Origin of the sequence: Stutzerimonas stutzeri, assembly GCF_009789555.1 — a bacterium.
Lineage (GTDB): Bacteria > Pseudomonadota > Gammaproteobacteria > Pseudomonadales > Pseudomonadaceae > Stutzerimonas > Stutzerimonas stutzeri_R.
In genome coordinates this window covers 603,457-629,212 of sequence record NZ_CP046902.1, presented here as the reverse complement: position 1 = coordinate 629,212, position 25,756 = coordinate 603,457, and the positions used below count along the sequence as shown (strand labels likewise).

The following is a 25,756-nucleotide window of genomic DNA, read 5'->3' as shown; positions in this document are numbered from 1 at the left end:
ACCCATGTCCCGTCGTGTATACATCGACTTGTTCTGTCTAGGCGTCTTCGCGCTGCTGCCTCTGTTGGCCAGCATGCTCGAGGAGCCCTTCTTGGTCAGCCTGTTCACCCGCTTGGCCATTTACGGCCTCGCCGCCGCCAGCCTTGATTTGTTGATTGGCTATGGCGCCATGGTCAGCTTCGGCCATGCCGCGTTCTTTGGTCTGGGCGGTTACATCGTCGGCATCGTCGCCTTTCATACGTCCCAGTTCATGCCGCTCTGGGGCTGGGAAGGCAGTAACAGTGCGCTGGTGGTCTGGCCTCTGGCGCTGGCCGTTTGCGCGCTGTTCGGGCTGGTGGTCGGTTACCTGTCGCTCAGAACGACCGGGGTGCAGTTCATCATGATCACTCTGGCCTTCGGGCAGATGCTCTACCACCTGCTTGGCTCGCTGTCGCTGTATGGCGGTGACGACGGCATCCTGATGATGGAGCGTAACCAGCTGCCGCTGATCGATCTGGATAACCCGGTGCAGTTCTACTACCTGAGCCTTGCGCTATTGGTGGCCTGGTTGCTGTTTTGCCGGCGTCTGGTGGGTTCGCGTTTCGGGTTCGTCCTGCGCGGCCTCAAGCAAAGCGAGCGGCGTTCAGTGAGCATGGGGTTGAAGCCGCTACGCTACCGCCTGACCGCCTTCGTTATCGCCGGCCTCGGAGCAGGGCTGGCGGGTATCCTCTGGGCCAATTACGCCATGTTTGTCAGCCCTGACATGGGCTCCTGGCAAAAGTCCGGCGAGCTGATGGCGATGGTAATTCTTGGTGGCGTCGGCACGCTGCTCGGTCCGATCCTTGGTGCCGCGGTGTACCTGGGCCTTGAGCAGGTGCTGAGCCTGTGGACCGAACACTGGATGATCATCTTCGGGCCGATCCTGCTGGCAGTAGTGCTGTTCGGCAAGCGCGGCATCTATGGCCTGCTGTTGACTGAGCGGCGCCCCAGGTCCAGTTCCCGTTCGCCGGTCAGCGAGCGTGCCGAAAAAAAGCCAATCGATCTGAGCAAAGCGGGTGAGGTGACCCCATGACGGCGCAACTCTCGGTCCGTGGTCTGGAGAAATCCTTCGGCGCCGTCAAGGCAACCAACGGTGCCACTTTCGACATCATGCCTGGTGAGCTGCATGCCATCATCGGGCCCAACGGCGCCGGCAAGTCCACGCTGATTTCACAAATTGCCGGCGAGTTGCGTCCTGACTGCGGCAGCATCTGGTTTGCCGGGCAGGACATTACCGCGACGCCCGCCCACGCCCGGCCCTGCCTGGGCCTGGCCCGCTCCTTTCAGGTCAGCCAGCTGTACCCCGAATTCAGCCTGCAGGAAAACGTCGCCCTCGCGATCGCTGCGCGGGAGGGTCGCACCTTTGGCCTCTGGAAGCCGCTGGCCAGCGACGCCAGCTTGCTTGATCCAGCACAGGACTACCTAGCTCGTGTGGGGCTTGGGGAGCGTCCCGAGCGGCTGGTCAGTGAGCTGTCTCATGGCGAACGACGCCAGCTGGAAATTGCCCTTGCATTGTCGCAGGAGGCTTCGCTGCTGCTGCTCGACGAACCCATGGCCGGCATGGGCGGCGAGGAGTCGGTTCGCATGACCACTTTGCTGAACGAGCTCAAGGGCCGCTACGCCATCTTGCTGGTCGAGCATGACATGGACGCGGTCTTCGCCCTGGCCGACCGCATCACCGTGTTGGTCTACGGCAAAACCATCCTTACCGGCAGTGTGGAAGAGGTGCGCAACGACCCTCAGGTTCGGGCTGCCTATTTGGGAGAAGAACATGCTTGAAGTGACTGGATTGCAAGCGGGATATGGTTTGTCGCAGGTGCTATTCGACATGCATCTGAAGATCGAAGAGGGCCAGGTGGTCTCGTTGATCGGCCGCAATGGCATGGGCAAGACCACAACGGTCAAAAGCATCATGGGGCTGATCAGTCCCAGTGCAGGCAGTGTCCGCATTCATGGGAAGGAAATGCGCGGAGCCGATCCGTTTCGTATTGCCCAAGCCGGGCTGGGGCTGGTTCCGGAAGGCCGGCGGGCTTTCGGGAGCCTAAGCGTCAAGGAAAACCTGCTGGCCACGGCGCGACAGGGTAAGTCCGGGAAATGGGATATCAACCGTATCTACAAGTTGTTCCCGCGCCTCGAAGAGCGGCAGGACCAGCTTTCCAAGACTCTATCTGGCGGTGAGCAGCAGATGCTGGTTGTTGGCCGCGCGCTGATGACCAATCCCAACCTGTTGATTCTCGACGAGGCAACCGAAGGGCTGGCACCGATCATCCGTGAAACCATCTGGAGCTGCCTGGCCACGCTCAAGGCTGAGGGCGAGACGATTCTGGTGATCGACAAGAACCTCAAGGAAATGGCGCGAGTGGTGGATTGCCACCACATCATCGAGAAAGGGCGTCAGGTCTGGCAGGGCACGCCGACAGAGCTGGCGGAACAACCGCAGCTATCCGAGCGGTATCTGGGCGTTTAGCCAGACAACCGCCAGACAGGTTCGATGAAGTCATATTCGCACTGATGCGCTGAAGCCATCGGTACGCATTGTCTCGTTCACACGATCAGCACGCCTTGAGTTGCCAAGGCGTGAATCTCCGATCGAAAACCATGGAAGCCGTTACATGACAAGCGCCCTGATCGAAAGCATCCAGACGGTCATCGTCGATCTGCCGACCATCCGCCCGCACAAGCTGGCCATGCACACCATGCAGAAGCAGACGCTGGTGATCATCCGCGTGCGTTGCAGCGACGGCGTCGAAGGCATTGGCGAGGCCACCACCATTGGCGGCCTGGCCTACGGCAACGAGAGTCCGGAGAGCATCAAGACCAATATCGACAGCCACCTCGGCCCGCTGTTGGTCGGTCAGGATGCGGCGAATACCAACGCCGCCATGCTGCGCCTGGACAAGGCAGCCAAGGGCAACACCTTCGCCAAGTCCGGCCTGGAAAGCGCGCTGCTCGACGCCCAGGGCAAGCGCCTCGGGTTGCCGGTCAGCGAACTGCTCGGAGGCCGTGTTCGCGACAGCCTGGAGGTGGCCTGGACCCTGGCCTCCGGGGACACCGCCAAGGACATCGCCGAAGCCGAATACATGCTCGACATTCGCCGGCACCGCATCTTCAAGCTGAAGATCGGCGCCAACGAGGTGAATGCCGATCTCAAGCATGTTATTGCCATCAAGCGGGCTTTGGGCGAGCGCGCCAGCGTGCGCGTCGACGTCAACCAGTACTGGGATGAATCCCAGGCCATCCGCGCTTGCCAGATTCTCGGCGACAACGGCATCGACCTGATCGAACAGCCGATCTCGCGGATCAACCGTGGTGGACAGATCCGTCTGAACCAGCGCAGCCCCGCGCCGATCATGGCTGATGAGTCCATCGAAAGCGTGGAGGACGCCTTCAGCCTGGCAGCCGACGGCGCGGCCAGCATCTTCGCCCTGAAGATCGCCAAGAACGGCGGCCCTCGCGCGGTGCTGCGCACCGCGCAGATTGCCGAAGCGGCCGGTATTGCCCTGTACGGCGGGACCATGCTCGAAGGTGCCATCGGCACCCTGGCTTCGGCGCATGCCTTCGTCACCCTCAAGCAACTCACCTGGGGCACCGAGCTTTTCGGGCCGCTGTTGCTCACCGAAGAAATCGTCACCGAGGCGCCGGTCTACCGCGACTTCCAGCTGGAAGTGCCGCGCACGCCGGGCCTGGGTCTGACCCTGGACGAAGAGCGCTTGGCGTTCTTCAGTCGCAAGTAACCGGAGGCTGACAAGATGCTGTTCCACGTAAAGATGATCGTAAAACTGCCGGTGGACATGGACGCCGCCAAGGCCGCCAAGCTCAAGGTCGACGAAAAGGAGCTGGCCCAGGGTTTGATGCGTGAAGGCAAGTGGCGCCACTTGTGGCGCATCGCCGGCCAGTACGCCAACTACAGCGTGTTCGACGTGGCGAGCGTGCAGGAGCTGCACGATACCCTGATGCAGCTCCCGCTTTATCCCTACATGGAGATCGAGGTCAACGCCCTTTGCCGGCATCCCTCGTCGATCCGTGAAGACGATAGCTGATCCTGTTATTCAATCGACCGGGTGCGCCGGTCCGTTGTCAGCGTGACCAAAAATTACAAGATGAGGCCTGAGCCATGACCGTGAAAATCTCCCATTCCCCTGAAATCCAGCAGTTCTTCAAGGAAGCCAGCGGCTTCGACAATGATCAGGGCAGCACCCGCCTGAAGACCATCATCAACCGCGTGCTGCTGGACAGCGTGAAGATCATCGAGGACCTGGAAATTACCCAGGATGAATTCTGGAAAGCCGTGGACTATATCAACCGTCTCGGGGGACGCAATGAAGCGGGCTTGCTGGTGGCCGGGCTTGGCCTCGAACATTTCCTCGACCTGCTCGAAGATGCCAAGGACGCGCAGATCGGCCTGACCGGTGGCACCCCGCGTACCATCGAAGGCCCGCTGTACGTAGCCGGTGCGCCGATCGCTGAAGGCGAAGTCCGTATGGATGACGGCAGCGAAGATGGGGCTGCCACGGTAATGTTCCTTCAGGGCAACGTCACCGGACCCGATGGCAAGCCGCTGGCCGGCGCTGTCGTTGATCTGTGGCACGCCAATACCCAGGGCAACTACTCCTACTTCGACAAGAGCCAGTCCGACTACAATCTGCGCCGCCGCATCGTTACTGACGCCGAAGGCCGCTACCGCGCGCGCAGCATCGTGCCGTCCGGTTATGGCTGCTCGCCGGATGGCCCGACCCAGGAAGTGCTGGATCTGCTGGGTCGTCATGGCCAGCGTCCGGCGCACATCCACTTCTTCATATCTGCACCGGGCCATCGCCATCTGACCACGCAGATCAATCTGTCGGGCGACGAATACCTGTGGGACGACTTTGCCTACGCCACCCGCGATGGCCTGGTCGGCGACATTCGCTTCAACGAAGACGCCGAAGCTGCATGTGCCCGTGGAGTGGAAGGCCGCTTCGCCGAAGTGGACTTCGACTTCCAGCTGCAGAAAGCGCCGGCACCACAGGCTGAGCAGCGCAGCAGCCGTCCGCGGGCGCTGCAGGAGGGCTGATCCGTCTAGGCTGTGGTGGTGAGGGCACCCTCTACCAAAAATACTGGTTGGATTCAGGAAAACAAAAGGCCCCAGGATTGCTCCTGGGGCCTTTCTGTCTTTTATATTGCCAATATCCAGCATGCGCCCCGGAATAAATCGTTAAACCTCGACGGGCCCGGTCTTTCACTCACTCACTCACTCGATTCGAATGACGTAGCCTTTCGGACCATTAAATGGGATCCACCGCCAGGACAAATACGTATCACGAGGCAGCGGGTTAGCTCGGTAAGCTAGCTTCGGCGCTAGGAGTGGTTGGTGCGGAGTGATGGTTCGGGCTTCTGTAAAAAAGCCTGATAAATCAGATAGATATGGCGCACCAGGCGGGATTCGAACCCACGACCCCCGCCTTCGGAGGGCGGTACTCTATCCAGCTGAGCTACTGGTGCGTATGTGTTGCGGCGGTCTATTTGACCATTAGCTGACACCCTTCTCAACTCGACGAGTGTTGCCTTCGGAGGGCAGTACTCTATCCAGCTGAGCTACGGATGCGTTGCGGGCGCAATCATACGCATCTACTCCGCTGCCGTCCATGGCGCTTCGGCGGCTGGAAGCCGATCGCGTGAGCGGTGGGTGGCGATCGAGGCGGTCATCAGGCTGGGCTATGGTGCGTTAATTTTTCCGAACATGATGTTGCCTGCCGTCGCGCGACCGGCCTAGCATGCGTTCGAGATTTCAAACGCGTCGTGGCGCAACCGGAACCCGGGGGGGCGGGCGCCGCTCTGATCCAGTTCGAGCGGTTCCATTTCAATCGTCGCGCATCGGCCACCAGGCCTTGGTTCACTTCCCGGCGCCCTGCCGGCTCGTAGGAGACTGCCATGCAACTCAAAGACACATCGCTGTTCCGCCAGCAGGCTTATATCGACGGAGCCTGGCAGGACGCGGACAGCGGCCAGACCATCAAGGTGAACAATCCGGCCAGTGGCGAGACCCTGGGCGCGGTTCCGAAGATGGGCGCCGCCGAGACGCGCCGCGCCATCGAAGCCGCCGAGCGCGCGCTGCCGGCCTGGCGCGACCTGACGGCCAAGGAGCGGTCGCAGAAGTTGCGCCGCTGGTTCGAGCTGATGATGGAGAACCAGGACGATCTTGGTCGCCTGATGACGCTGGAGCAGGGTAAGCCGTTGGCCGAGTCCAAGGGTGAGATCGCCTACGCGGCGTCCTTTATCGAGTGGTTCGCCGAGGAGGCCAAGCGCGTCTACGGCGACACGATCCCTGGGCATCAGAAAGACAAGCGCATCATCGTCATCAAGCAGCCTATCGGCGTCACTGCCGCCATCACGCCGTGGAATTTCCCAGCGGCGATGATTACCCGCAAGGCCGGTCCGGCGCTGGCGGCCGGTTGCACGATGGTACTCAAGCCTGCAAGCCAGACGCCATTCTCCGCGTTGGCACTGGCCGAACTGGCCGAGCGCGCCGGCATCCCCCGGGGCGTATTCAGCGTCGTGACCGGCTCGGCGGGTGATATCGGCAACGAGCTGACCGCCAACCCGACGGTCCGCAAGATCAGCTTTACCGGCTCTACCGAAGTCGGCGCCAAGCTGATGGCGCAGTGCGCACCTGGCATCAAGAAAGTTTCGCTGGAACTGGGCGGCAACGCGCCGTTCCTGGTGTTCGATGACGCCGACCTCGATGAGGCCGTCAAAGGTGCCATGCAGTCCAAGTACCGCAACGCGGGACAAACGTGCGTATGCGTCAACCGCATCTACGTTCAGGACGGTGTCTACGACGCCTTCGCCGAAAAATTCCAGGCGGCGGTGGAGAGGTTGAAGATCGGCAATGGCCTCGATGAGGGTGTCGATATCGGCCCGCTGATCGATGAGCGCGCCGCCGCCAAGGTCCGGGAGCATATCGAGGATGCCGTCGCCAATGGCGCCCAGGTGGTCACCGGGGGCAAGGCGCACAGCCTGGGCGGCAGCTATTTCGAGCCGACGCTGATGGTCAACGTGCCGCACGATGCCAAGGTGGCCAAGGAAGAGACCTTCGGCCCACTGGCTCCCTTGTTCCGCTTCAAGGACGAGGCGCAGGGCATTGCCCTGGCAAATGACACCGAGTTCGGCCTGGCCGCGTATTTCTATGCACGCGACCTCGGCCGGGTTTTCCGAGTGGCCGAGGCGATCGAGTCGGGGATGATCGGCATCAACACCGGCATGATTTCCACGGAGGTGGCGCCCTTCGGCGGCGTCAAGTCGTCGGGTCTTGGCCGCGAGGGGTCCCGGTACGGCATCGAGGATTACCTCGAAATCAAGTACCTCTGCCTGGGACTGTAGATCGGGCGGCACCACGAGGAGTCGATTCCCTTTGGGGTCGGCTCCTTTTTTGTTTCGGGTCCGGTGCTCGCGGCGAGGCCTGGACACCGCTTCGAGAGGCTGGCGCACCGATCAGCGGCGAAACCGAACGGAAACGACGTGTCGACGGATTCGTGCGGGCGTATGGCGCTTGCCAGTCGAGAGGATTATTGCGACGCTCTCGACATGCGGAAATGACTCGACTATTCTGCTGTGCGAAACGCGATTCCGTGAAATTACAAATCCAATCATCATTTCACAAGCGGAGGCCTCTCATGACGGACGCCGTACGGCTCGAACTACAGGGCGACGTTGCCCTGATCACGGTCAACAACCCACCGGTCAACGCGCTCGGCCATGCCGTGCGCCAGGGGCTGCTGCAAGCCTTCCAGAGTGCCGAGGCGGACCCCCAGGTCCGCGCCGTCGTGCTGGTCTGCGAAGGCAACACCTTCATCGCCGGCGCTGACATCAAGGAATTCGGCAAGCCGCCGCAGGCGCCAAGCCTTCCAGAGGTGATCGAGGTCATCGAGGGCAGCAGCAAGCCGAGCGTCGCGGTGATCCATGGCACGGCCCTGGGTGGCGGTCTCGAGGTCGCGCTGGGCTGCCATTACCGCATTGCCAGGCGGGACGCCAAGGTGGGGCTGCCGGAAGTGAAGCTGGGGCTGTTACCGGGCGCTGGCGGCACGCAACGACTGCCGCGTCTGGCCGGGGTTGCCAAAGCGCTGGACATGATCGTCAGTGGCGCGCCGATCGGCGCGGCGGAGGCCGTTGAGCACCATATCGTCGATGAACTGTTCGACGGCGACCTGAACGAGGCCGGCCTGGCCTATGCCCGTCGCATGGTCGAGCAGGGGTTCGCACCGCGCCGCAGTGGCGAGCAGACCCGCGGGCTGGAAAATGCCGACAACGAGGCCCTGATCAGGGCCAAGCACGCCGAAGTCGCCAAGCGCATGCCCGGGTTGTTTTCGCCGCTGCGTTGCATCGCTGCGGTCGAGGCGGCTACCCGGCTGCCGCTGGCCGAAGGCCTCAAGCGCGAGCGTGAACTGTTCGCCGAGTGCCTGAACTCGCCGCAGCGCGGCGCGCTGATCCATTCGTTCTTCGCTGAGCGCCAGGCCAGCAAGATCAACGATTTGCCTGCCGATGTGAAACCACGTGCGATCACGTCCGCCGCGGTCATTGGCGGCGGCACCATGGGTGTCGGAATTGCCCTGAGCTTCGCCAATGCCGGCATCCCGGTAAAGCTGCTGGAAATCAACGAGGAGGCGTTGCAGCGCGGGTTGCAACGCGCCCGCGATACCTACGCCGCCAGCGTCAAGCGTGGCAGCCTGACCGAGGAGGCGATGCAAGCGCGCCTCGGACTGGTCGAAGGCGTGACGGATTACAGCGCCCTGGCGCAAGCCGACGTCGTGATCGAGGCGGTGTTCGAGGAAATGGGTGTCAAGCAGCAGGTGTTCGAACAGCTCGATGCGGTGTGCAAGCCGGGTGCGGTGCTCGCATCCAACACCTCGTCGCTGGATCTGGATGCCATCGCCGCCTTCACCCGGCGTCCCCAGGACGTGGTGGGCCTGCACTTCTTCAGCCCGGCCAATGTCATGCGCCTGCTGGAAGTGGTGCGTGGTCAGAAGACCAGCCATGAAGTGCTGGCGACCGCGATGGCCATCGGCAAGGCACTTAAAAAGGTGTCGGTGGTGGTCGGCGTCTGCGACGGTTTCGTCGGCAACCGCATGGTTTTCCAGTATGGCCGCGAGGCGGAGTTCCTGCTCGAGGAGGGCGCCACCCCGCAGCAGGTCGATGGCGCGTTGCGCAATTTCGGCATGGCCATGGGCCCTTTTGCCATGCGCGACCTGTCGGGCCTCGACATTGGCCAGGCCATTCGCAAGCGGCAGCGCGCGACCTTGCCGGCGCATCTGGACTTCCCCACCGTCTCGGACAAGCTCTGCGCTGCGGGCATGCTCGGGCAGAAGACCGGGGCCGGTTATTACCGCTACGAGCCGGGCAACCGTACGCCGCTGGAGAACCCCGAGTTGACGCCTATGCTCGAAGCAGCGTCGCGGGAAAAGGGCATCGAGCGTCGCGCGCTGGACGAGCAGTACATCGTCGAGCGGACGATCTACGCGCTGGTCAACGAAGGCGCGAAAATCCTCGAAGAGGGCATCGCCCAACGGTCCAGCGACATCGACGTCATCTACCTGAACGGCTACGGCTTCCCGGCCTTCCGGGGCGGCCCGATGTACTACGCCGACAGCGTCGGCCTGGACAAGGTGCTGGCGCGGGTCAAGGAGCTGCATGCACGTTGCGGCGACTGGTGGAAGCCGGCGCCGCTGCTGGAAAAACTGGCCGCTGAAGGCCGCACCTTCACCGAATGGCAGGCCGGGCAATGAGCGACGCCCGCCTGTCATCTGCCGATCGGACATCGAGGACCTATTCATGAACGTCAACTACACGGCTGAAGAGCTCGCCTTTCGCGATGAAGTGCGCGCCTTCCTGAAAAGCGAACTGCCGGCGGACATCGCCGCGAAGGTCAAGCTCGGCAAGCACATGTCCAAGCAGGACCACCAGCGCTGGCAACAGATACTGGTCAAGCGCGGCTGGTACGCGCCGGGCTGGCCGGTGGAATTCGGCGGCACCACCTGGGGCCCCGTGGAAAAACACATCTTCGACGAAGAATGCGCCGCGTTCGGCGCCCCGCGAACGGTGCCATTCGGCGTCAACATGGTCGCACCGGTGATCATCAAGTTCGGCACCCAGCAGCAGAAGGACTACTACCTGCCGCGTATCCTTTCCGGCGAGGACTGGTGGTGCCAGGGCTACTCCGAACCCGGTGCGGGCTCGGACCTGGCGAGCCTGAAAACCCGGGCTGTTCGCGATGGCGACCACTATGTGGTCAACGGCCAGAAGACCTGGACCACGCTGGGCCAGCACGCCAACATGATCTTCTGCCTGGTGCGCACCGACCCCGAGGCCCAGCAACAGCGCGGCATCAGCTTCCTGCTGATCGACATGAGCACGCCGGGCATCAGCGTGCGACCGATCATCACCCTGGACGGCGATCACGAGGTCAACGAAGTTTTCTTCGATAACGTTCGCGTACCGGTGGAAAACCTGGTCGGCGAAGAAAACCAGGGTTGGACCTGCGCAAAATATTTGCTGACCCACGAACGTACGGGGCTGGCCGGTATCGGTGCCTCGAAAGCGGCACTGGCGCACCTCAAGCGCATTGCCATGAAAGAGGTCTGCGACGGCAAGCCGATGCTCGAGGACCCATTGTTCCGCGCGCAGGTCGCGGACGTGGAAATGCAGCTGATGGCCATCGAGATGAGCACCCTGCGCATTCTCGCGGCGGCGAAGGAGGGCGGCGTGCCCGGTGCCGAGTCCTCGATCCTCAAGGTCAAGGGCACCGAGATCCGTCAGGCCATCACCAGCCTGTTGCGCAAGGTCATCGGCCCGTACGCGCTGCCGTTCCTCGAAGAGGAGCTGGAACTCGGTTACGACGGTGAGCTGCTGCACGCCGACTACAGCGCGGCGCTGGCCGGCGACTACTTCAACATGCGCAAGCTGTCGATTTTCGGCGGCTCCAACGAAATCCAGAAGAACATCGTCTCGAAGATGATTCTCGAGCTGTAAGGGGGCACCGCAATGGACTTCAAATTGACTGAAGAGCAGCAAATGCTGCAAGACACAGCGGCGCGCCTGGTACGCGACGCCTATCCGTTCGAGCAGCGTGAGAAGTTCAGCGAGTCCGAGCTGGGTTTTTCCGCCGAGTTCTGGGGGCAGCTGGGTGAGCTGGGCCTGACCGCCGTGCCGTTTTCCGAGGAGATCGGCGGGTTTGGCGGCGGCGGCGTGGAAACCATGCTGGTGATGACCGAGCTGGGTCGCGGCCTGACGCTCGAACCCTACCTGCAATCGGTCATCTTCGGTGGCGGGTTGCTTAACCAGCTTGGCAGCGACGCGCAGAAGCAGGACTTGCTGCCGCAGGTGGCGGCCGGCTCATTGCAGTTGGCGGTGGCTTTCGAGGAGCCGCAAAGCCACTACAACCTCAACGACGTGCAGACGCGCGCCGAGGCTGCCGAAGGCGGCTATCGCCTGTCCGGTCGCAAGGCCGTGGTGATTGGCGGGCACAGCGCCGGACGGATCATCGTCTCGGCACGCACCGCTGGCGACAGCCGCGACGAAGCGGGCGTCAGCCTCTTCCTGGTCGATCCGAACGCTCAGGGCGTCAGCCGCCGCGTCTATCCCACCATCGACGGTCGCAAGGGCTGCGAGCTGGTGCTCGACAATGTTCAGGTCGCGGCCGAAGACGTGCTGGGCGAGGTCGGCAACGCCATGCCCGCGCTGCGCTATCAGCAGGGCCGCGCGATCGCCGCCCAGTGTGCCGACGCGCTGGGCAGCATGGACGAAGCGTGCAAGCTGACGCTCGACTATCTGAAAACGCGCAAGCAGTTCGGCGTGCCGATCGGCAAGTTCCAGGTTCTGCAGCACCGGATGGTGGACATGCAGACCGAATTGGAGCAGGCCACCAGCATGGCGATTCTCGCCGCGACCTTTGCCGATGGCGAAGACAACGACGACCGTCGGCGCATCCTCGCTGCGGCCAAGTACGTCTGCGCCCGCGCGGCGCGCAAGGTCGCCGAGGAAGCGATCCAGCTGCACGGCGGCATCGGCATGACCTGGGAATACAACCTCGCCCATCACGCCAAGCGCCTGGTCATGATCGCCCACCAGTTCGGCGACGACGATCATCACCTGAAGGCTTACGCGAAGCTGATGCAGGTCGCGTAAGCAGCCCGGATCGGCGTCAGTGAAAACCCGCTCCTCGGAGCGGGTTTTTCATGTCTGCCCGGATGGTGACGCGGGTCTAGGCAGCGGCCTCGCGCTCATGGCTCAGCTCGGGGAGAAGCCAGTTGGCCCAGAGGGTCGGGGCGAACGACTTGCGGAAGAATCCGAAGTGGCCGATGCGGTCCGCTCCGATCTCGCTCGGCGCGATGCGCACCAGCCGCTTCGGTGCGCCCGTATAGAAGCCGTGCAGCGACTCGGTGTTGCGCGCCGACATCATTTCATCGTCGGCGAAGGACAGTGAGGTCAGTGGGGTCTGCACCGCCGCGAACGCACGGCGCATGGGTTCGCCTTCGACCCCTACCAGATAGTCCGGATGCAGGCACCAGCGGCGCCACTGACGGATGACACCGGCGGGCAGGTCACCGACCGCACCGATCCGGTCGCCGGGAAAATAGCCTGCCAGCGCCGTGAGTAGCGGGGCCACACCATGCCAGAGCAACCAGGCTTTGCGACGAATCTGCGGACTGTTCTCTCGCCAGTAGCCGCTACCGGCGGCGATCGTGACGATGCGGGTCAGGCGCTCATGGCCCTTCACCAGCGGGATGATCTGCGCGCCGACGCTGTGACCGATCCAGTAAAGCGGTAGCTCATCGACTGCTTCTGCGACCTTGGCCAGTACCGCGCTGCAGTCATGGCGGGCCCAGTCGAGGATGTCCACGTCGAGTTGGCGCAAGGGCGTCTGGCGGGACTGGCCCATGCCGAGATAGTCGAACGTCACCACCAGGAATCCGCGCTCGGCGAGCCAGGTCGCGAAGTCCGCGTAGAATCGCTGTTGGACGCCCATCGCCGGCGCGATCAACACGGCACCGCATGGCCTGCCGAGCGGGTGGTACCAGCAGGTGGCCAGGGCGTGGCCGTTTCCGTTGTCGAGCGTGAGGGTTTGCGCTTGTATCGTCGCCATGCCTGTTCTCCGGTCTTTTTCTATGGCCTGGAACGGTGCAGTATACGAACGGTAGAATTAAATTCTAGAAAAATATTCTAGTCGGAGGTTGAGTGGCCCGCAGTAGTCGCAAGCAGGAAATCCTACAGGCCGCGCTTGCCTGTTTTACCGAGCATGGGGTGGAGGCCACCACCATCGAAATGATCCGTGACCGTTCCGGCGCCAGCATCGGTAGCCTTTACCACCATTTCGGCAATCGCGAGCGGATCATCGCCGCCCTTTATCTGGAGGGCATCGGCGAATACGCCAGGCTGCTGGAGGAAGGGCTGATCGAGACGCTCGATGCCGAAGCGTGCGTCAAGCTGTTCGTCACGCGCTACATCGACTGGGTGGTGGCGAACCCGGACTGGGCACGCTTCGTGTTGCACAACCGGGGCCGGGTCGAAGCCGGGGAGCTGGGTGAACAGCTGCGAGAAGTGAATCGCGGCCACGGCGAGCGAGTCGCCGCGATCCTACGGCGCCATCGCGACAGCGGTGCGTTTCGGCGTATGCCGGGCGACTGTTTTCTCGCGGTGGTGATCGGGCCCTGTCACGACATGGCGCGCAATTGGCTGGCCGGGCGCTCACGGACGTCGCTGGCCGATTGTCGCGAGCTGCTCGCCGAGATCGCCTGGGCGAGCGTCAAAGCCTAGCCGCGTTGCTCGTGACGTCAGACGCCCAGGCTTTCGATGTCGCGCGCGAGCATTTCCAGCTGGTGCGCCAGCGAGCTTCTGAGGGTTTCTTCGCTGAGCTGGAACGACGGGGCGCCGCACGTCAGCGCCATGATGCTGCCATCGGCCAGGCGCAGCGGCACGCCTGCCGCCTTCACGTTGCGATCCCAGTCGCCCAGCGACAGGCAGAAGCCATGCTGGCGGAACTCCTCGAACGACTCCTCCAGCGATTGTTTCATGGTCGGCCAATCGTCCCCGTACTTGGTTTCCAGCGCGGCCATCAGATGCTCGCGCTCCTTTTCCGGGGTGGCGGCGAGAAAGGCGCGACCTGCCGAGGTGGTGGCCAGCGGCAGGCGCACGCCAACGTCCATGCGCAGGGTCGAAACCTCTGCAGGGCGGCAATTCTCGATGTAGATCATTGACAGGCGATCGCGGCAGGTGAGGCCGACGGAGGTATTGGTACGCCGGGCGAACTCGTCCATGTATGGCTTGGCCAGCTGCCGCACGCGCAGATTGGACACATAGGCATACCCCAGCGCCAGCACGCCGGAGTCGAGCTGATACTTTTCAAGTTGCTGCGAATAGCTGAGATAGCCGAGCTTGGTCAGGGTATACGTCATACGCGACACGGTGGGCTTGGGCAGCCCGGTGATACGTGCGATGTCCTGATTGCCCATCACCACCGAACCGTGGGTGAAGGCGCGCAGCACGTCCAGCCCGCGGGACAGGGCCTCGACGAATTTGCGGTCCTTGGGGTTCTCGATGTCTTCAACGTCGCTCATGGTGGTGTCGGTCTGTCTGGTAGTGGGCAGCGGGGGCGAACGATAGCAGATCGCCCTTAAGGCCGGCAGTGCAGGCGTCTGCAGGTGGTCGCTTTCGCTCAACGACCTGGTTTGATCGCGCCGCTGCATAAAGCTTATTCCATAGTAGCTGAAAAAATCGATCCATCGTTCCGCACAGTAAAACAAAAATTCGCTATAGATGTTGCAGGCATCCGAATCCGCCACTGGGCGATGCCTCGCCCTGCGGGGTCGCTACCGGACGAAGGCTCATGGGGTTAGTGGGTGCCGATGACGTTGGCGCTGCGGCATCCTGCCCGGCTATGGGACCTTCAATGGGAGGGCTGCGAGCCGACGAACGGCGCATGGTGGTAAGGCTCCTCCTGACGGCGGCCTGACGGGCGTTCACGGATGTGGTGCAGATCAGGAAAAGTCAATCCGAGCTTGTTGCCTGGGACCCTTTCTGATATAAAGCAGCGCTCTTTTCTAGGGGCCCGGTTTCTTCGCTTGCCGCGTGGCCGGTAAGACCCCAACGAAACGCGGCGCTGAGCGCCAAAAGACAATTGAATTCAAGCGGCCAACCCATGCCGGGTTGGGCATGTGGTTTTAGAGGGCTGAGGCATGTCGAGAGTCTGTCAAGTTACCGGTAAGGGTCCGGTAACCGGGAACAACATTTCCCACGCGAACAACAAAACCCGTCGTCGTTTTCTGCCGAACCTGCAGCATCATCGCTTCTGGGTCGAGTCCGAGAACCGCTTCGTACGTCTGCGCCTGACCGCCAAGGGCATGCGCGTCATCGACAAGCGTGGCATCGACGCCGTTCTGGCTGAACTCCGCGCTCGCGGCGAAAAGGTTTAAGGAGAACTATCATGCGTGACCTGATCCGTTTGGTGTCCAGCGCCGGTACCGGCCATTTCTACACCACCGACAAGAACAAGCGCACCACCCCCGACAAGCTCGAAATCAAGAAATTCGATCCTGTCGTGCGTAAGCACGTGATCTACAAGGAAGCCAAGATCAAGTAATTGATCGGCCCTTGAAGGAAAAACCCGCCAATCGGCGGGTTTTTTCATTTCTGGCGATCGCGCCGTCAGGCCGCCTTGCGGATCGCGCCGGCGAGCCGCTCGACCATGGCATCGATGTGTTCGCGTTCGACGATCAGTGCGGGTGACAGGGCGATGGTGTCGCCGCTGGCGCGGGCCAGCAGGCCATCTTCGAAGCACTGGCGGAACACCTCATAGCCCCGTTTGCCGACGCCCTCGGCGTGACTGCTGAACTGGATACCGGCCACCAGGCCGACCGTCCGGATATCGGTGACGTTGGGCAGACCCTGCAGGCTGAACAGAGCGTCCTGCCAGTAATCCTCGATCTCGATGGCCCTGTGGAAAAGGTTTTCCCGTTGGTAGATCTCCTGCGCCGCCAGCGCGGCAGCACAGGCCACCGGATGCCCGGAGTAGGTGTAGCCGTGGAAGAATTCGATGGCGCTTTCGGGACCGTGCATGAACGCGTCGTGAATCTTCTCGTCGACCAATACCGCCCCCATCGGGATTGCGCCATTGGTCAGGCCTTTGGCGCAGGTGATGATATCGGGGGTCACGCCCCAGCGCTGGGCGGCGAAGGCTTCACCCACGCGGCCGAAGCCGGTGATCACCTCGTCGAATATCAGCAGGATGCCGTGTTTGGCGGTGATATCCCGCAGGCGCTGCAGATAGCCCGCCGGCGGCAGGACCACCCCGGCCGAACCGGACATCGGTTCGACGATCACCGCCGCGATGTTCTCGGCGCCATGCAGGGTGACCAGGCGCTCCAGTTCGTCGGCCTTCTCGACGCCGTGTGACGGCAGGCCACGGCTGAACGCGTTGCGGTGCACGTCGAGGGTATGCGGCAGATGATCGACGCCCGGTAGCAGCGCGCCGAAGGCCTTGCGATTGTTGGCCATGCCGCCCACGGAAATGCCGCCGAAGCCGACCCCGTGATACGCCAACTCGCGGCCGATCAGGCGGGTGCGACTGCCTTGGCCGATGGCGCGCTGGTAAGCCAGCGCGATTTTCAGCGCGGTGTCCGCCGATTCCGAGCCGGAGTTGGTGAAAAAGACCCGGTTCAATCCGGCCGGACCGATCTGAGCCAGGCGCTCGGCCAGTTCGAAGGCCAGCGGATGACCCATCTGGAAGGTGGGCGCGAAATCCATCCGCGCGATCTGGTTGCTCACCGCTTCGGTAATTTCGCGCCGACCGTGGCCGGCGTTGCAGCACCAGAGGCCGGCGGTGCCGTCGATCACTTGGCGGCCGCTGGTGTCGGTGTAGTACAGGCCTTCGGCGCGCTCCAGGAGGCGCGGGCTGCCTTTGAACTGGCGATTGGCAGTGAAGGGCATCCAGAAATGTTCGGCAGACGCGGCAGCGTGCAGATCGTTGGCCATGAGTCGCTCCGACAGGACAGGTTTGACGGCTATGCTGTAACGCGACGTCTGTGAGCGCTCAGCGGTTTCGGCGAGTCTATGTTTAATAAAACGAACAAAACAAGGCAGAAATCGCGGCTTCGTAAAAAATATTGATAGGCCCGGCGCTGCTGGTTTAGGGTGCCTTTCTGTTTATCCGATGACTACCAGAGGACGCCCCATGACCACCCTGACTCTCGCCGACTGGCAACAGCGTGCCCGCGAATTGCGCATCGAAGGCCGGGCCTTCATCCAGGGCGAATACACGGCTTCCAGCGCTGGCGCCAGTTTCGATTGCATCAGCCCGGTCGACGGTCGGGTGCTGGCGCAAGTGGCCAGTTGCGACGAAGCCGACGCCGACCGGGCTGTGATCAGCGCGCGGATGGCGTTCGAGTCGGGTGTCTGGTCGCGGCTGGCGCCGGCCAGGCGCAAGGCCGTGATGATCCGTTTCGCCGACTTGCTCGAAGCGCATGCCGAGGAATTGGCATTGCTGGAAACCCTCGACATGGGCAAGCCGATCAGCGACGCCCTGGGTGTGGATATTCCCGGCGCGGCGCGGGCGTTACGCTGGTCTGGAGAGGCCATCGACAAGATCTACGATGAAGTGGCGGCCACCCCGCATAACCAGTTGGGCCTGGTCACGCGCGAGCCGGTCGGCGTGGTGGCGGCCATCGTGCCCTGGAACTTCCCATTGATGATGGCCTGCTGGAAACTCGGTCCGGCGCTGTCCACCGGTAACTCGGTGGTCCTCAAACCCTCCGAGAAATCACCACTGAGCGCGATTCGCGTTGCGCAGCTGGCCATCGAAGCCGGCATCCCGCCCGGAGTGCTCAACGTGCTGCCGGGTTACGGACACACAGTCGGCAAGGCGCTGGCGCTGCACATGGATGTCGATACGCTGGTGTTCACCGGCTCCACGCGGGTCGCCAAGCAACTGATGATCTACGCTGGCGAATCGAACATGAAGCGCGTCTGGCTGGAAGCCGGCGGAAAGAGCCCGAACATCGTATTCGCCGATGCACCGGACCTGCAGGCGGCTGCGGAGTCGGCGGCCAGCGCCATTGCCTTCAACCAGGGCGAGGTTTGCACGGCCGGTTCACGTCTGCTGGTGGAGAGTTCGGTGAAAGAACGCTTCCTGCCGCTGGTGGTCGAGGCGCTCAAGGGCTGGAAGCCGGGCAACCCGCTGGACCCGGCGACCAATGTCGGCGCGCTGGTCGATACCCAGCAGCTCGATAACGTGCTTGGCTACATCCAGGCAGGTCGTAACGACGGCGCCCAGGTACTGTTGGGTGGGCAGCGGACCCTGCAGGAAACCGGCGGTCTCTATGTGGAGCCGACGATTTTCGATGGCGTGAGCAATGCCATGAAAATCGCACGGGAAGAAATCTTCGGACCGGTGCTGTCGGTGATTACCTTCGACACGGCGGCCGAGGCGATCGCCATCGCCAACGACACCCCGTACGGCCTCGCGGCGGCGGTATGGACGTCGGACCTGTCCAAGGCCCACCTGACCGCCAAGGCGCTGCGTGCCGGCAGCGTCTGGGTCAATCAGTACGATGGCGGCGACATGACCGCACCGTTCGGCGGCTTCAAGCAGTCCGGTAATGGCCGTGACAAGTCGCTGCACGCGTTCGACAAATACACTGAGCTTAAGGCGACGTGGATCAAGCTGTGACCGAGCGACGCGAAGCCACGAGGGCTGGGCCGGTGTCCTGCGCCTTGAAGGAACGCCGCCCGGCTTGGCAGCGCCCGCTCGCCTCCAGGCTGGCCAGCTCCAGCGGCTACTGTCCCCAACGTCCGCTGCGGCGCATCGCGCCCCAATGATGCTTGCGCCGGGAGAACCATTGCCAGAGCCCACGGCAACGCCACAGGGTGTTCAACTGGCGATAGCCGATATTCTCCAGCACGGCCATGAGGAACAGCCGCAGCATGTCGCGCCGTCGGTCGTAGACATGGAACGACATGGTTTCCAGTAGCAGGCCGTTGACCGACAGCAGGATGCCCATTCCGATGGCCACCAGCAGAAAGGCCGTCATTGCTGGATAAGACACGACGCCGAGCACGAACCCACCGATCATAAAGCCATAGCCGGCCAGCTCGATCAGCGGGCCCAGCCACTCGAACAGCGCCATGAACGGCCAGGCCAGCCAGCCTGGCGTGCCGCCGCGCAGGCTGAAGGCGAGGCGCGTATGACGGCTCAGGCTTTCGGCCAGCCCGCGTTGCCAGCGGCTGCGCTGGCGCCCGAGGGTGCCGATGTCTTCTGGGCATTCGGTCCAGCAGATTGGGTCCGGGAGATAACGGATGCGGTAGGGAATGCGGTGTTCGCGATGATATCGATGCAGCCGCACCACCAACTCCATGTCTTCGCCGACAGTGTCGGTGCGATAGCCTCCGACGGCCATGACCCGCTCGCGATCGAACAGGCCGAAGGCGCCCGAAATGATCAGAACCGCGTTGATTGGCGACCAGCCGAGGCGGCCGAACAGAAAGGCCCGCAGGTATTCGACGATCTGGAAGCGCGCCAGCCAGTTGTCCGGCAACCCGGCGCGGATCAGGAAACCGCCACGCACCTCTGATCCGTTGGCGATACGCACGGTGCCGCCAGCGGCCACGGTGCGCTCGTCTTCGAGAAAGGGTTGGACCACCCGCAGCAGGCTGTCGCGCTGGAGGATGGAGTCGGCGTCGACGCCGCAGAACAGGCCATGGCGGGCGGCGTTGATGCCGGCGTTGAGCGCGTCGGCCTTGCCGCCGTTGAGCTTGTCGATCACCCGAAGGTTGGCGTAGCGCCGTGAGCGATAGATCGCCTGTACCGGTTGATGCGACACCGCCTGGCGCAGCGGCTCCGGATGGGGCACCAGATCGAATTCGTCGATGAGCACGGCCAGTGTGTTGTCCTTCGAGCCGTCGTTGATGACCACCACTTCGAATTCAGGGTACTGAAGCTGCAACATCGAGCGCACCGAGGTGCGAATCGTCGTTTCTTCGTTGAACGCCGGCATGAGCACCGATACGGGAGGTTCCACGCCGAGATAAGGCGCGACCTCACCGGTTTCGGCGCGTTGGCGAATGTAATGGGTGAGGCTGGCCATCGACAGCACGTTGAGTAACAGGTACATGCCGTTGAGCAACAGGAAATAGAGGATGAAACCCAGTTGCAGCCACCAGAGCCAGTCGATGTTCACGGTCTGATCTCCGCAATGGCGCGGCGCAGCGCGTCCTGTCCGTAGCGGTCGTGCACCTGACCCAGCAATGCGTGCAGCCGTTCGGGGGTCATGCCTGGCAGCGTGACCAGGCAATCGGCGGCAGTCTGGCGAACCCACCAGCTGGCATCGCCCAGCAACCGTAGGAAAAGCGCTCCGTCGTCGCTGCGCGCCTGATGGTGCAGGGCTTTGAGCGCCGCCAGGCGCACATCGGCATGGCTGTGGTCCATGGCGCGTAACAGCCGGTCACGGTCGCGGGGATCGCCCAGCTCGCAGAGACAACGCAGCGCGACCTGCAGTTGCTCCGGCGCGGCATCTTCCTCGAGCCGTGCGCGTGCCCAGGGCGCCGCGTGGCAGGGGTCGCCATGAACCAGCAGGGCGACCAGCCGCTCGCGTCGAGGATCTTCGGAACCGTTCAGCGTGATCAGCAAGGGCAGCGTCACCGCCTGTTCACCGGCTTGCTGGCAGAGGCTGGCCAGGCGCGGCAAAGCCCAGTCTGGACGCGTTACGGCAGCAGGCAGGATCAGCTGCATCGCGCGGGGAGCGTCCATCGCGATCAGCGTCTGCGCCGCGGCCAGCGAGACGATCACGTTGTGGTTCATAAGCAGCGGTTGTACCGCCTCCCAGTGGGCAGGATCGGCCAGGTGACGCAGGCAGGTCAGCCCGATCAGCTTGGCGCGTACCCGCCCACGCAGCAGCGCCAGGGCCTGATGGTCCATGCCGAGCGCGGCTAGGGCACGATTCATCCGCGCCCTGGCCGCACCGCGCAACTGCAACTGGGTACGGTTCCATTGCAGAAGAAACCACAACTGGCGATTGCGAGGCAGCTCGGGAACTGGCTCCGGTAATTCGTCGTCGAGGCAACAGAGGGCAAAGAACGGACGCCACTGGTCGTTGAACGATTGCCGCCGTGCCGAGCGGCGCCGTGCGACCTCTCCCAGCAGCATGACCTGAAGCATCACCAGGAGGGTCAAGCCGCCCAGGCCCAGCGCGCAATACAGCACCAGTTGTAGCCTGCTGTCTTCCGGCCAGATTGCCAGCCAGGCCCGGCCCGGCATTTCGCAGAGCCAGATCGGGCAGCGCACCGTCCATTCAGAAGGCATGACGCAGGCCAAGCTGGAGCCAGCGGCGCTGGTAGTAATCGCCCTGGCGGTGCTGCCCAAGCTCCCACGTCACTGCCCAGCGGCTGTCCAGCCAATGACGGCCTTGCAGGCTGATCGCGCGCACGTCGCTGGTGATCAGCCGCTGCTCCTCGACCGCCTCCTCCTCGCCGGTTGTCAGGCGCACGCCGGCATGGCTGAGACCGTCGTAATAGTAATCGAGCGCCAGGTCATGGCCGATCGGCGTCCCTGCGTTCGCGACATCGGTGATGTTCAGGGTGTATCCGGCTCGCCAGGAACCCCAATAGCGCTCGGCACCGAGGGCCAGGCGGTCGACGCGGGTGGTTTCGTATTCGGTACGACGAACGCTGGCGGCCGCGAGAAAGCCTGCCGGCAAGCGTCGCTGAAGGCGCAGATCGGCATGCCATTCGGGCAGGAAGTAGGGCGATGGCTGATAGCCGACCTCAGGCTGCAGCGTCCAGTAATCGTCCAATGCGATCACGCCGCCGGCCTCGACGCCCTGGTCCCACTCGCCGAAACGCTGCTCACGCAACAGTGCGCCGTACCAGCCGAGGCCATCCGGTTGTGTCGAGGCGTAGTCCAGGCGCTGGCGTCGCCAGTTGTCGAAGCCGCTGTCGAGCCAATCCTGGCGAGCGGACAACTCAAGCTCGTGGCGGCGTTGCGCCGGCGCTGTGGCGACTGGCGCAGCAGCGGCCACCGGCGAGGTCAGTGCGGCACGTGCCTGCTGGATCACCTGTTGGACTTCGGCGTAGTCCGGCGCTAGCTCGGCTGCCCGTTCAAGTGGAACCAGCGCTGCCTGCGGGCGTCCGGCCCAAAGCAGCGCCTGGCCCTGGCCGAGCAGATAGTCGGCGTTGTCCGGCTCGCGTTGCAGCAACTGCTCGTAGAGCGACAGCGCCTGCTCGGACGCGCCTTGCCAGGCGTGAACGCGTGCCAGGAGAAACCGGGCTTCGCTGTCGTCCGGGTGGTGCGTCAGATGCGCCTCGAGGGTCGTTCGCGCGGCATCGAGTTGCTGCGCCTCGACCTGGCGCTGGGCAACGGCGACATCAGCCAATGCCAGCGGCGGGAACAGACAGCACGACAGTGCCAACGCCAGAACCCGTCGCGTCATCGTGGCCTCCTCAGCAGCCGGCGGATGCGTGCCAGCAATTCCTCCGGCTGGAAGGGCTTGGTCACGTAATCGTCCGCGCCGAGTTCGAGGGCCCGGACGATGTCCACTTCGCGCGCCTTGGCGGTAAGCATCAGCACCGGCACGCATTCCCAGCCAGGCTGCGCGCGAAGGCGTTCGATCAATTCCAGGCCGTCGTGGTAGGGCAGCATGATGTCCATCAACGTCAGGTCGGGAGGGCTCGAGCTGCTCAGCTTTTCCAGCGCCTGACGGCCATCGGCGGCATGCTCGACGATGAACCCGTGACGTTCGAGCATGAACCGAATGAGGAACGCGATGTTTTCCTCATCCTCCACCATCAGGATGCGCTGGCTTGCGGAATCGCTCATGCATTCACCTCATCGGAATTCAGGGGCCGGCCAGGCGGCCAAACGTGGAGCTGTCGCTGGATCATCATGGCGAGTTCATCGCCGTCATGGCGCGACCTGAGCAGCTGGCGCAACGCCCGGCCGCCGTCCTGCTCCGGCGAATCCGCTGCGCACAGGATGATCACTGGGGGCGGCGGCTGGGACTGGGTCAGTTGATCGAACAGCTCGCTGCCATCCCCATCGAGTAGCGACAGGTCAATGATCGCCAGCGCGTAGGGGTGCTCGTCGAGCAGCCTGCGAGCATCGGCCAGGGTGGCCGCTTCCTGCAACTCGATCGCCAGCGGCGCGAGTAGGCGGGCCAGCAGCATGCGCAAGGTCGGGTCCCCGTTTACGTGCAGGATCCGCGAGCCGGCGCAATCGACGGGCAGGCCGGTGCGCACCGCTTCCATGATGCGGGAAAGGTCCACGGGCGTGTGCAGCCAATCGATCACCCCCACTGCGCCGCCGCGCAAGGCGCCATCGTCGTCGTCGCGGCGCTGTGGTTGCAGGTTCACGATCAGCACCGGCAGGTGTCGATAGGCGTCCTGGCTGCGCAGATTCTGGAGGAAGGCGATGCTGCTTTCGTCGCCCAGCGCAGGGCTGAGGGTAAGGGCCAGAATGTCGAACTCGACCAACCGTTCGCGCGCCTGGGCTGCGGTGGTGGCTACCAGCGTGGCATAACCATGACGCTGCAGCGCGCGGGCCAGTTGCTCGGCGGCGAACGTATCGGGCTCGACCACGAGGATGCGAGGCGCCAGCGGGCTCGCCGTGGCGTCGGGCGGCGACGGTGCCGGCAGCACGGGCAGTCGCAGCCAGAATCGCGTGCCCTGGCCTGGTGCTGAATCGAAGCCGATCTGCCCATTCATCTGCTGGACCAGCGAACGGGTGATGGATAACCCGAGCCCGGTGCCACCGCGCTTGCGCGCATCGGAGGAGTCGGCCTGGGCGAAACGTTCGAATATGCGCGAGCGGAACTCCGTCGCGATACCTTCTCCCTGATCCTGGACGCCGATCTCTACGGTGTCCCCGTCGCGGCGCAGATCGACACTGACGACTCCGCCGGTGGGCGAGTGCTTGATCGCATTGGACAACAGGTTGGCCATGACCTGGGCGAAGCGGTCCGGGTCGAGATTCGCCTCGGCCTGAAGCGGGCCGTCCGGCAGCACCGCGGCCAGGCTGACGCCATATTCGTCGCCGTAGGGCTTGATGTCCGTGAGCGATTGTTCGACCAGCGCCGGCACGTCGCAGCGGCTGAAACGGAACAGCAGGCGTCCGGCCTCGAGCTTCTCGATGTCCAGCAGTTCGTTGATCAGGCGCACCAGGCGTTCGCTGTTCTTGTGGGCGATGTCCAGCAGGGGCCGGGCGGTGTCGCTGATCTCGCCGGCGATGCCCCCCAGCAGCATGCCCAGTGCACCTCGGATGGCGGTCAGCGGGGTGCGCAGTTCATGGCTGACGGTGGAAATGAACTCGGTTTTCATCTGCTCCATGCGCCGCCGCAGCGACATATCCACCGCAACGGTCACGAACAGACAGGTGCCGTTGGACATGGTCATGGGCCGCTTGTCCACCTGCAGCCAACGTTCCTCGCCGTGGGCGTCGGTAATGCCCAGCTCGGCGATGTGCAGCTCGCCGCCATTGCGCAGCAGTTCGGCTTCGCCCTGCAACAGCGGAAGCAGCAGCTGGCCGCCGGCAATGTCCTCGGCGCGGCGGCCTTCGATGGCTTGCGGCCGGCTGTCGAGGAGTGCGGCGAAGGCGTTGTTGCACAGCAGGAAGTGACCCGTCTGGTCGCGCACGAAGATCAGATTCTCGTCGCTGTCGACGACGCGTCGCAGGAACACTTTTTGATCTTCGAGCGTGTCTCGACTGCGCTGCAGTTCGGTGACGTCGCGGGCGATGGCCAGATGGTCGCCGAGGCCGGTTGGCACCAGGCGAACCTCGAAGGTACGTCGCCGGCTGGTGTCACACCAGGTGGTCTGGCGCAGTTGCAGTGGGTCTCCGGTTTCCTCCAGCAGGCTCAGCAACAACGGTTCGATGGCCCCGGGGCCGGGCGCGCGATTGCCGTTTGCCTGGGAAAGATAAGTCACCTGCCGTTGTCGATCGATCGCATAGAGATTGTCCGGGACCGCCTGCAGCAGCGCAGCCAGGCGCGCCTCGCCGGCGCGTGCCGCCGCCATCAGTACCTGGCGAATCCGCAGGTTGTGCCGGATCGCCCACAGGGCCGCGAAGAACAATGCCGCGACCATCAGGCTCCCGATGATGGCCAGGCGTCTGCTGTGTTCCACGGTATGGGACACGGCGCGGTTCGCCATGGAGAGTTGCCTGCGCTCGTGCAGTTGCACCGCGCCCAGCAGCACCCGCAGGCGGTCCATGATCTGCTTGCCGCCTGCCTCTTTCACATGATCGGCCGCGTCTTGCAGACCGACGTCGCGACGCGTCTGGATGTTGTCTGCGGCGATCACCACCAGGTCGGCGATGTGGGTGTCGAGCTGAGTGAACCAGCGCAGGTCCGGGTATTGTCGATCCGCCAGGAGCGTCTGTAATCCGCGACGGTGTGCCTCGAGTTGCCGCAGGCCGGCCTCGTACGGCTCCAGGTATTCGCGCTCCCCGGTCAGGACGAAGCCGCGTGAGCCGGTCTCGATGTCCTGCAACGATGACAGCATCGCCTGGGCGGCCGTGATCACTTCCAGGCTCTGGCTCACCGATTGGTTGGTCGCCAAGACGGCTTCCTGGGTACGCTTGCTCTGCCAGCCGAGCGCGGCGAGCAGGATGAAGGCGCACGAGAAAGCCAGCGGATGCCAACGTATCGCGAGTCTTGCAGGCAAACCGGAACTCCTTTCGCCGGTAACAACGGCACGGGTGGCGATACTGTGTCGGCTTGCGCCAAGCCCA

General features: G+C 63.5%; 22 protein-coding genes and 1 tRNA gene. 14 read left to right on the top strand and 9 right to left on the bottom strand.

The window, feature by feature from the left end:
• Positions 1-4: 4 nt before the first annotated feature.
• The 6 genes from GQA94_RS02810 to catA all read left to right on the top strand — a co-directional run bounded on the left by GQA94_RS02810 (position 5) and on the right by catA (position 5,071).
• Entirely contained in the window at positions 5-1,051 is a 1,047-nt protein-coding gene (locus GQA94_RS02810) for a branched-chain amino acid ABC transporter permease (protein ID WP_158186644.1), read from the top strand.
• Positions 1,048-1,797 carry an ABC transporter ATP-binding protein gene (locus tag GQA94_RS02805; RefSeq protein ID WP_158186643.1) on the top strand — a complete coding sequence of 250 codons (750 nt, stop codon included), beginning with the start codon at positions 1,048-1,050 and terminating at the stop codon, positions 1,795-1,797. The genes GQA94_RS02810 and GQA94_RS02805 overlap by 4 nt, the downstream gene beginning before the upstream one ends.
• The gene (locus tag GQA94_RS02800; RefSeq protein ID WP_158186642.1) at positions 1,790-2,485 is read left to right on the top strand and encodes an ABC transporter ATP-binding protein; all 696 of its coding nucleotides are present in this window, start codon (positions 1,790-1,792) and stop codon (positions 2,483-2,485) included. The genes GQA94_RS02805 and GQA94_RS02800 overlap by 8 nt, the downstream gene beginning before the upstream one ends.
• A 145-nt stretch (positions 2,486-2,630) precedes the next feature.
• Entirely contained in the window at positions 2,631-3,752 is a 1,122-nt protein-coding gene (locus GQA94_RS02795) for a muconate cycloisomerase family protein (RefSeq protein ID WP_158186641.1), read from the top strand.
• Between the two features lie 15 nt (positions 3,753-3,767).
• Positions 3,768-4,058, top strand: coding sequence for a muconolactone Delta-isomerase (gene catC / locus GQA94_RS02790; RefSeq protein ID WP_158186640.1), 291 nt, complete (start codon positions 3,768-3,770; stop codon positions 4,056-4,058).
• 74 nt (positions 4,059-4,132) lie between these two features.
• Positions 4,133-5,071: a catechol 1,2-dioxygenase gene (catA, locus tag GQA94_RS02785; RefSeq protein ID WP_158186639.1), complete on the top strand. Its 939-nt coding sequence runs from the start codon at positions 4,133-4,135 to the stop codon at positions 5,069-5,071.
• A gap of 351 nt (positions 5,072-5,422) precedes the next feature.
• Here the strand turns inward: catA and GQA94_RS02780 are convergent.
• Positions 5,423-5,499, bottom strand: a tRNA-Arg gene (locus GQA94_RS02780).
• A 429-nt stretch (positions 5,500-5,928) separates the two neighbouring features.
• Here GQA94_RS02780 and gabD point away from each other — a divergent pair.
• From gabD to GQA94_RS02760, 4 genes are all read left to right on the top strand, one after another.
• Positions 5,929-7,377, top strand: coding sequence for an NADP-dependent succinate-semialdehyde dehydrogenase (gene gabD / locus GQA94_RS02775; protein WP_158186638.1), 1,449 nt, complete (start codon positions 5,929-5,931; stop codon positions 7,375-7,377).
• A gap of 293 nt (positions 7,378-7,670) precedes the next feature.
• Positions 7,671-9,776: a 3-hydroxyacyl-CoA dehydrogenase NAD-binding domain-containing protein gene (locus GQA94_RS02770; RefSeq protein WP_158186637.1), complete on the top strand. Its 2,106-nt coding sequence runs from the start codon at positions 7,671-7,673 to the stop codon at positions 9,774-9,776.
• A gap of 46 nt (positions 9,777-9,822) precedes the next feature.
• On the top strand, positions 9,823-11,019 hold the full coding sequence (locus GQA94_RS02765) for an acyl-CoA dehydrogenase family protein (RefSeq protein ID WP_158186636.1): 1,197 nt from the start codon (positions 9,823-9,825) through the stop codon (positions 11,017-11,019).
• Between the two features lie 12 nt (positions 11,020-11,031).
• Positions 11,032-12,174, top strand: a complete 1,143-nt coding sequence (locus GQA94_RS02760) for an acyl-CoA dehydrogenase family protein (RefSeq protein WP_158186635.1) — start codon at positions 11,032-11,034, stop codon at positions 12,172-12,174.
• 76 nt (positions 12,175-12,250) lie between these two features.
• Here GQA94_RS02760 and GQA94_RS02755 read toward each other — a convergent pair whose 3' ends face one another.
• Positions 12,251-13,132 carry a serine aminopeptidase domain-containing protein gene (locus GQA94_RS02755; protein ID WP_158186634.1) on the bottom strand — a complete coding sequence of 294 codons (882 nt, stop codon included), beginning with the start codon at positions 13,130-13,132 and terminating at the stop codon, positions 12,251-12,253.
• Positions 13,133-13,224: 92 nt separating this feature from the next.
• Here GQA94_RS02755 and GQA94_RS02750 point away from each other — a divergent pair, with 92 nt between their 5' ends.
• Positions 13,225-13,803, top strand: coding sequence for a TetR/AcrR family transcriptional regulator (locus GQA94_RS02750; RefSeq protein ID WP_158186633.1), 579 nt, complete (start codon positions 13,225-13,227; stop codon positions 13,801-13,803).
• Between the two features lie 17 nt (positions 13,804-13,820).
• Here GQA94_RS02750 and GQA94_RS02745 read toward each other — a convergent pair whose 3' ends face one another.
• A complete protein-coding gene (locus tag GQA94_RS02745; RefSeq protein ID WP_158186632.1) occupies positions 13,821-14,603 on the bottom strand; it encodes an IclR family transcriptional regulator in 783 nt (260 codons plus the stop codon).
• Between the two features lie 618 nt (positions 14,604-15,221).
• On the opposite strand from GQA94_RS02745, the gene rpmB reads away from it, so the two are divergent.
• Both rpmB and rpmG read left to right on the top strand, forming a co-directional pair.
• The gene (gene rpmB, locus GQA94_RS02740) at positions 15,222-15,458 is read left to right on the top strand and encodes a 50S ribosomal protein L28 (RefSeq protein WP_019339373.1); all 237 of its coding nucleotides are present in this window, start codon (positions 15,222-15,224) and stop codon (positions 15,456-15,458) included.
• A gap of 11 nt (positions 15,459-15,469) precedes the next feature.
• Positions 15,470-15,625, top strand: coding sequence for a 50S ribosomal protein L33 (gene rpmG, locus GQA94_RS02735; RefSeq protein WP_131649089.1), 156 nt, complete (start codon positions 15,470-15,472; stop codon positions 15,623-15,625).
• 65 nt (positions 15,626-15,690) lie between these two features.
• Here the strand turns inward: rpmG and GQA94_RS02730 are convergent, their stop codons facing one another.
• Positions 15,691-17,016 carry an aspartate aminotransferase family protein gene (locus GQA94_RS02730; RefSeq protein ID WP_158186631.1) on the bottom strand — a complete coding sequence of 442 codons (1,326 nt, stop codon included), beginning with the start codon at positions 17,014-17,016 and terminating at the stop codon, positions 15,691-15,693.
• A gap of 199 nt (positions 17,017-17,215) precedes the next feature.
• Between GQA94_RS02730 and GQA94_RS02725 the strand changes: the two genes are divergently transcribed.
• Positions 17,216-18,709 carry an aldehyde dehydrogenase gene (locus tag GQA94_RS02725; RefSeq protein ID WP_158186630.1) on the top strand — a complete coding sequence of 498 codons (1,494 nt, stop codon included), beginning with the start codon at positions 17,216-17,218 and terminating at the stop codon, positions 18,707-18,709.
• A gap of 106 nt (positions 18,710-18,815) precedes the next feature.
• Here the strand turns inward: GQA94_RS02725 and GQA94_RS02720 are convergent, their stop codons facing one another.
• From GQA94_RS02720 to GQA94_RS02700, 5 genes are read right to left on the bottom strand one after another with little or no spacing between them, the layout of a single operon-like run.
• A complete protein-coding gene (locus GQA94_RS02720) occupies positions 18,816-20,216 on the bottom strand; it encodes a glycosyltransferase family 2 protein (protein ID WP_158186629.1) in 1,401 nt (466 codons plus the stop codon).
• Positions 20,213-21,292, bottom strand: coding sequence for a HEAT repeat domain-containing protein (locus tag GQA94_RS02715; protein ID WP_336508014.1), 1,080 nt, complete (start codon positions 21,290-21,292; stop codon positions 20,213-20,215). Before GQA94_RS02715 ends, GQA94_RS02720 begins: the two co-directional genes overlap by 4 nt.
• A 34-nt stretch (positions 21,293-21,326) precedes the next feature.
• Entirely contained in the window at positions 21,327-22,463 is a 1,137-nt protein-coding gene (locus GQA94_RS02710) for a YaiO family outer membrane beta-barrel protein (protein ID WP_158186627.1), read from the bottom strand.
• The gene (locus GQA94_RS02705; protein WP_158186626.1) at positions 22,460-22,849 is read right to left on the bottom strand and encodes a response regulator transcription factor; all 390 of its coding nucleotides are present in this window, start codon (positions 22,847-22,849) and stop codon (positions 22,460-22,462) included. The genes GQA94_RS02710 and GQA94_RS02705 overlap by 4 nt, the downstream gene beginning before the upstream one ends.
• Complete coding sequence (locus tag GQA94_RS02700) at positions 22,846-25,689, bottom strand: ATP-binding protein (protein WP_158186625.1); 2,844 nt, start codon at positions 25,687-25,689, stop codon at positions 22,846-22,848. Before GQA94_RS02700 ends, GQA94_RS02705 begins: the two co-directional genes overlap by 4 nt.
• Positions 25,690-25,756 lie beyond the last annotated feature (67 nt).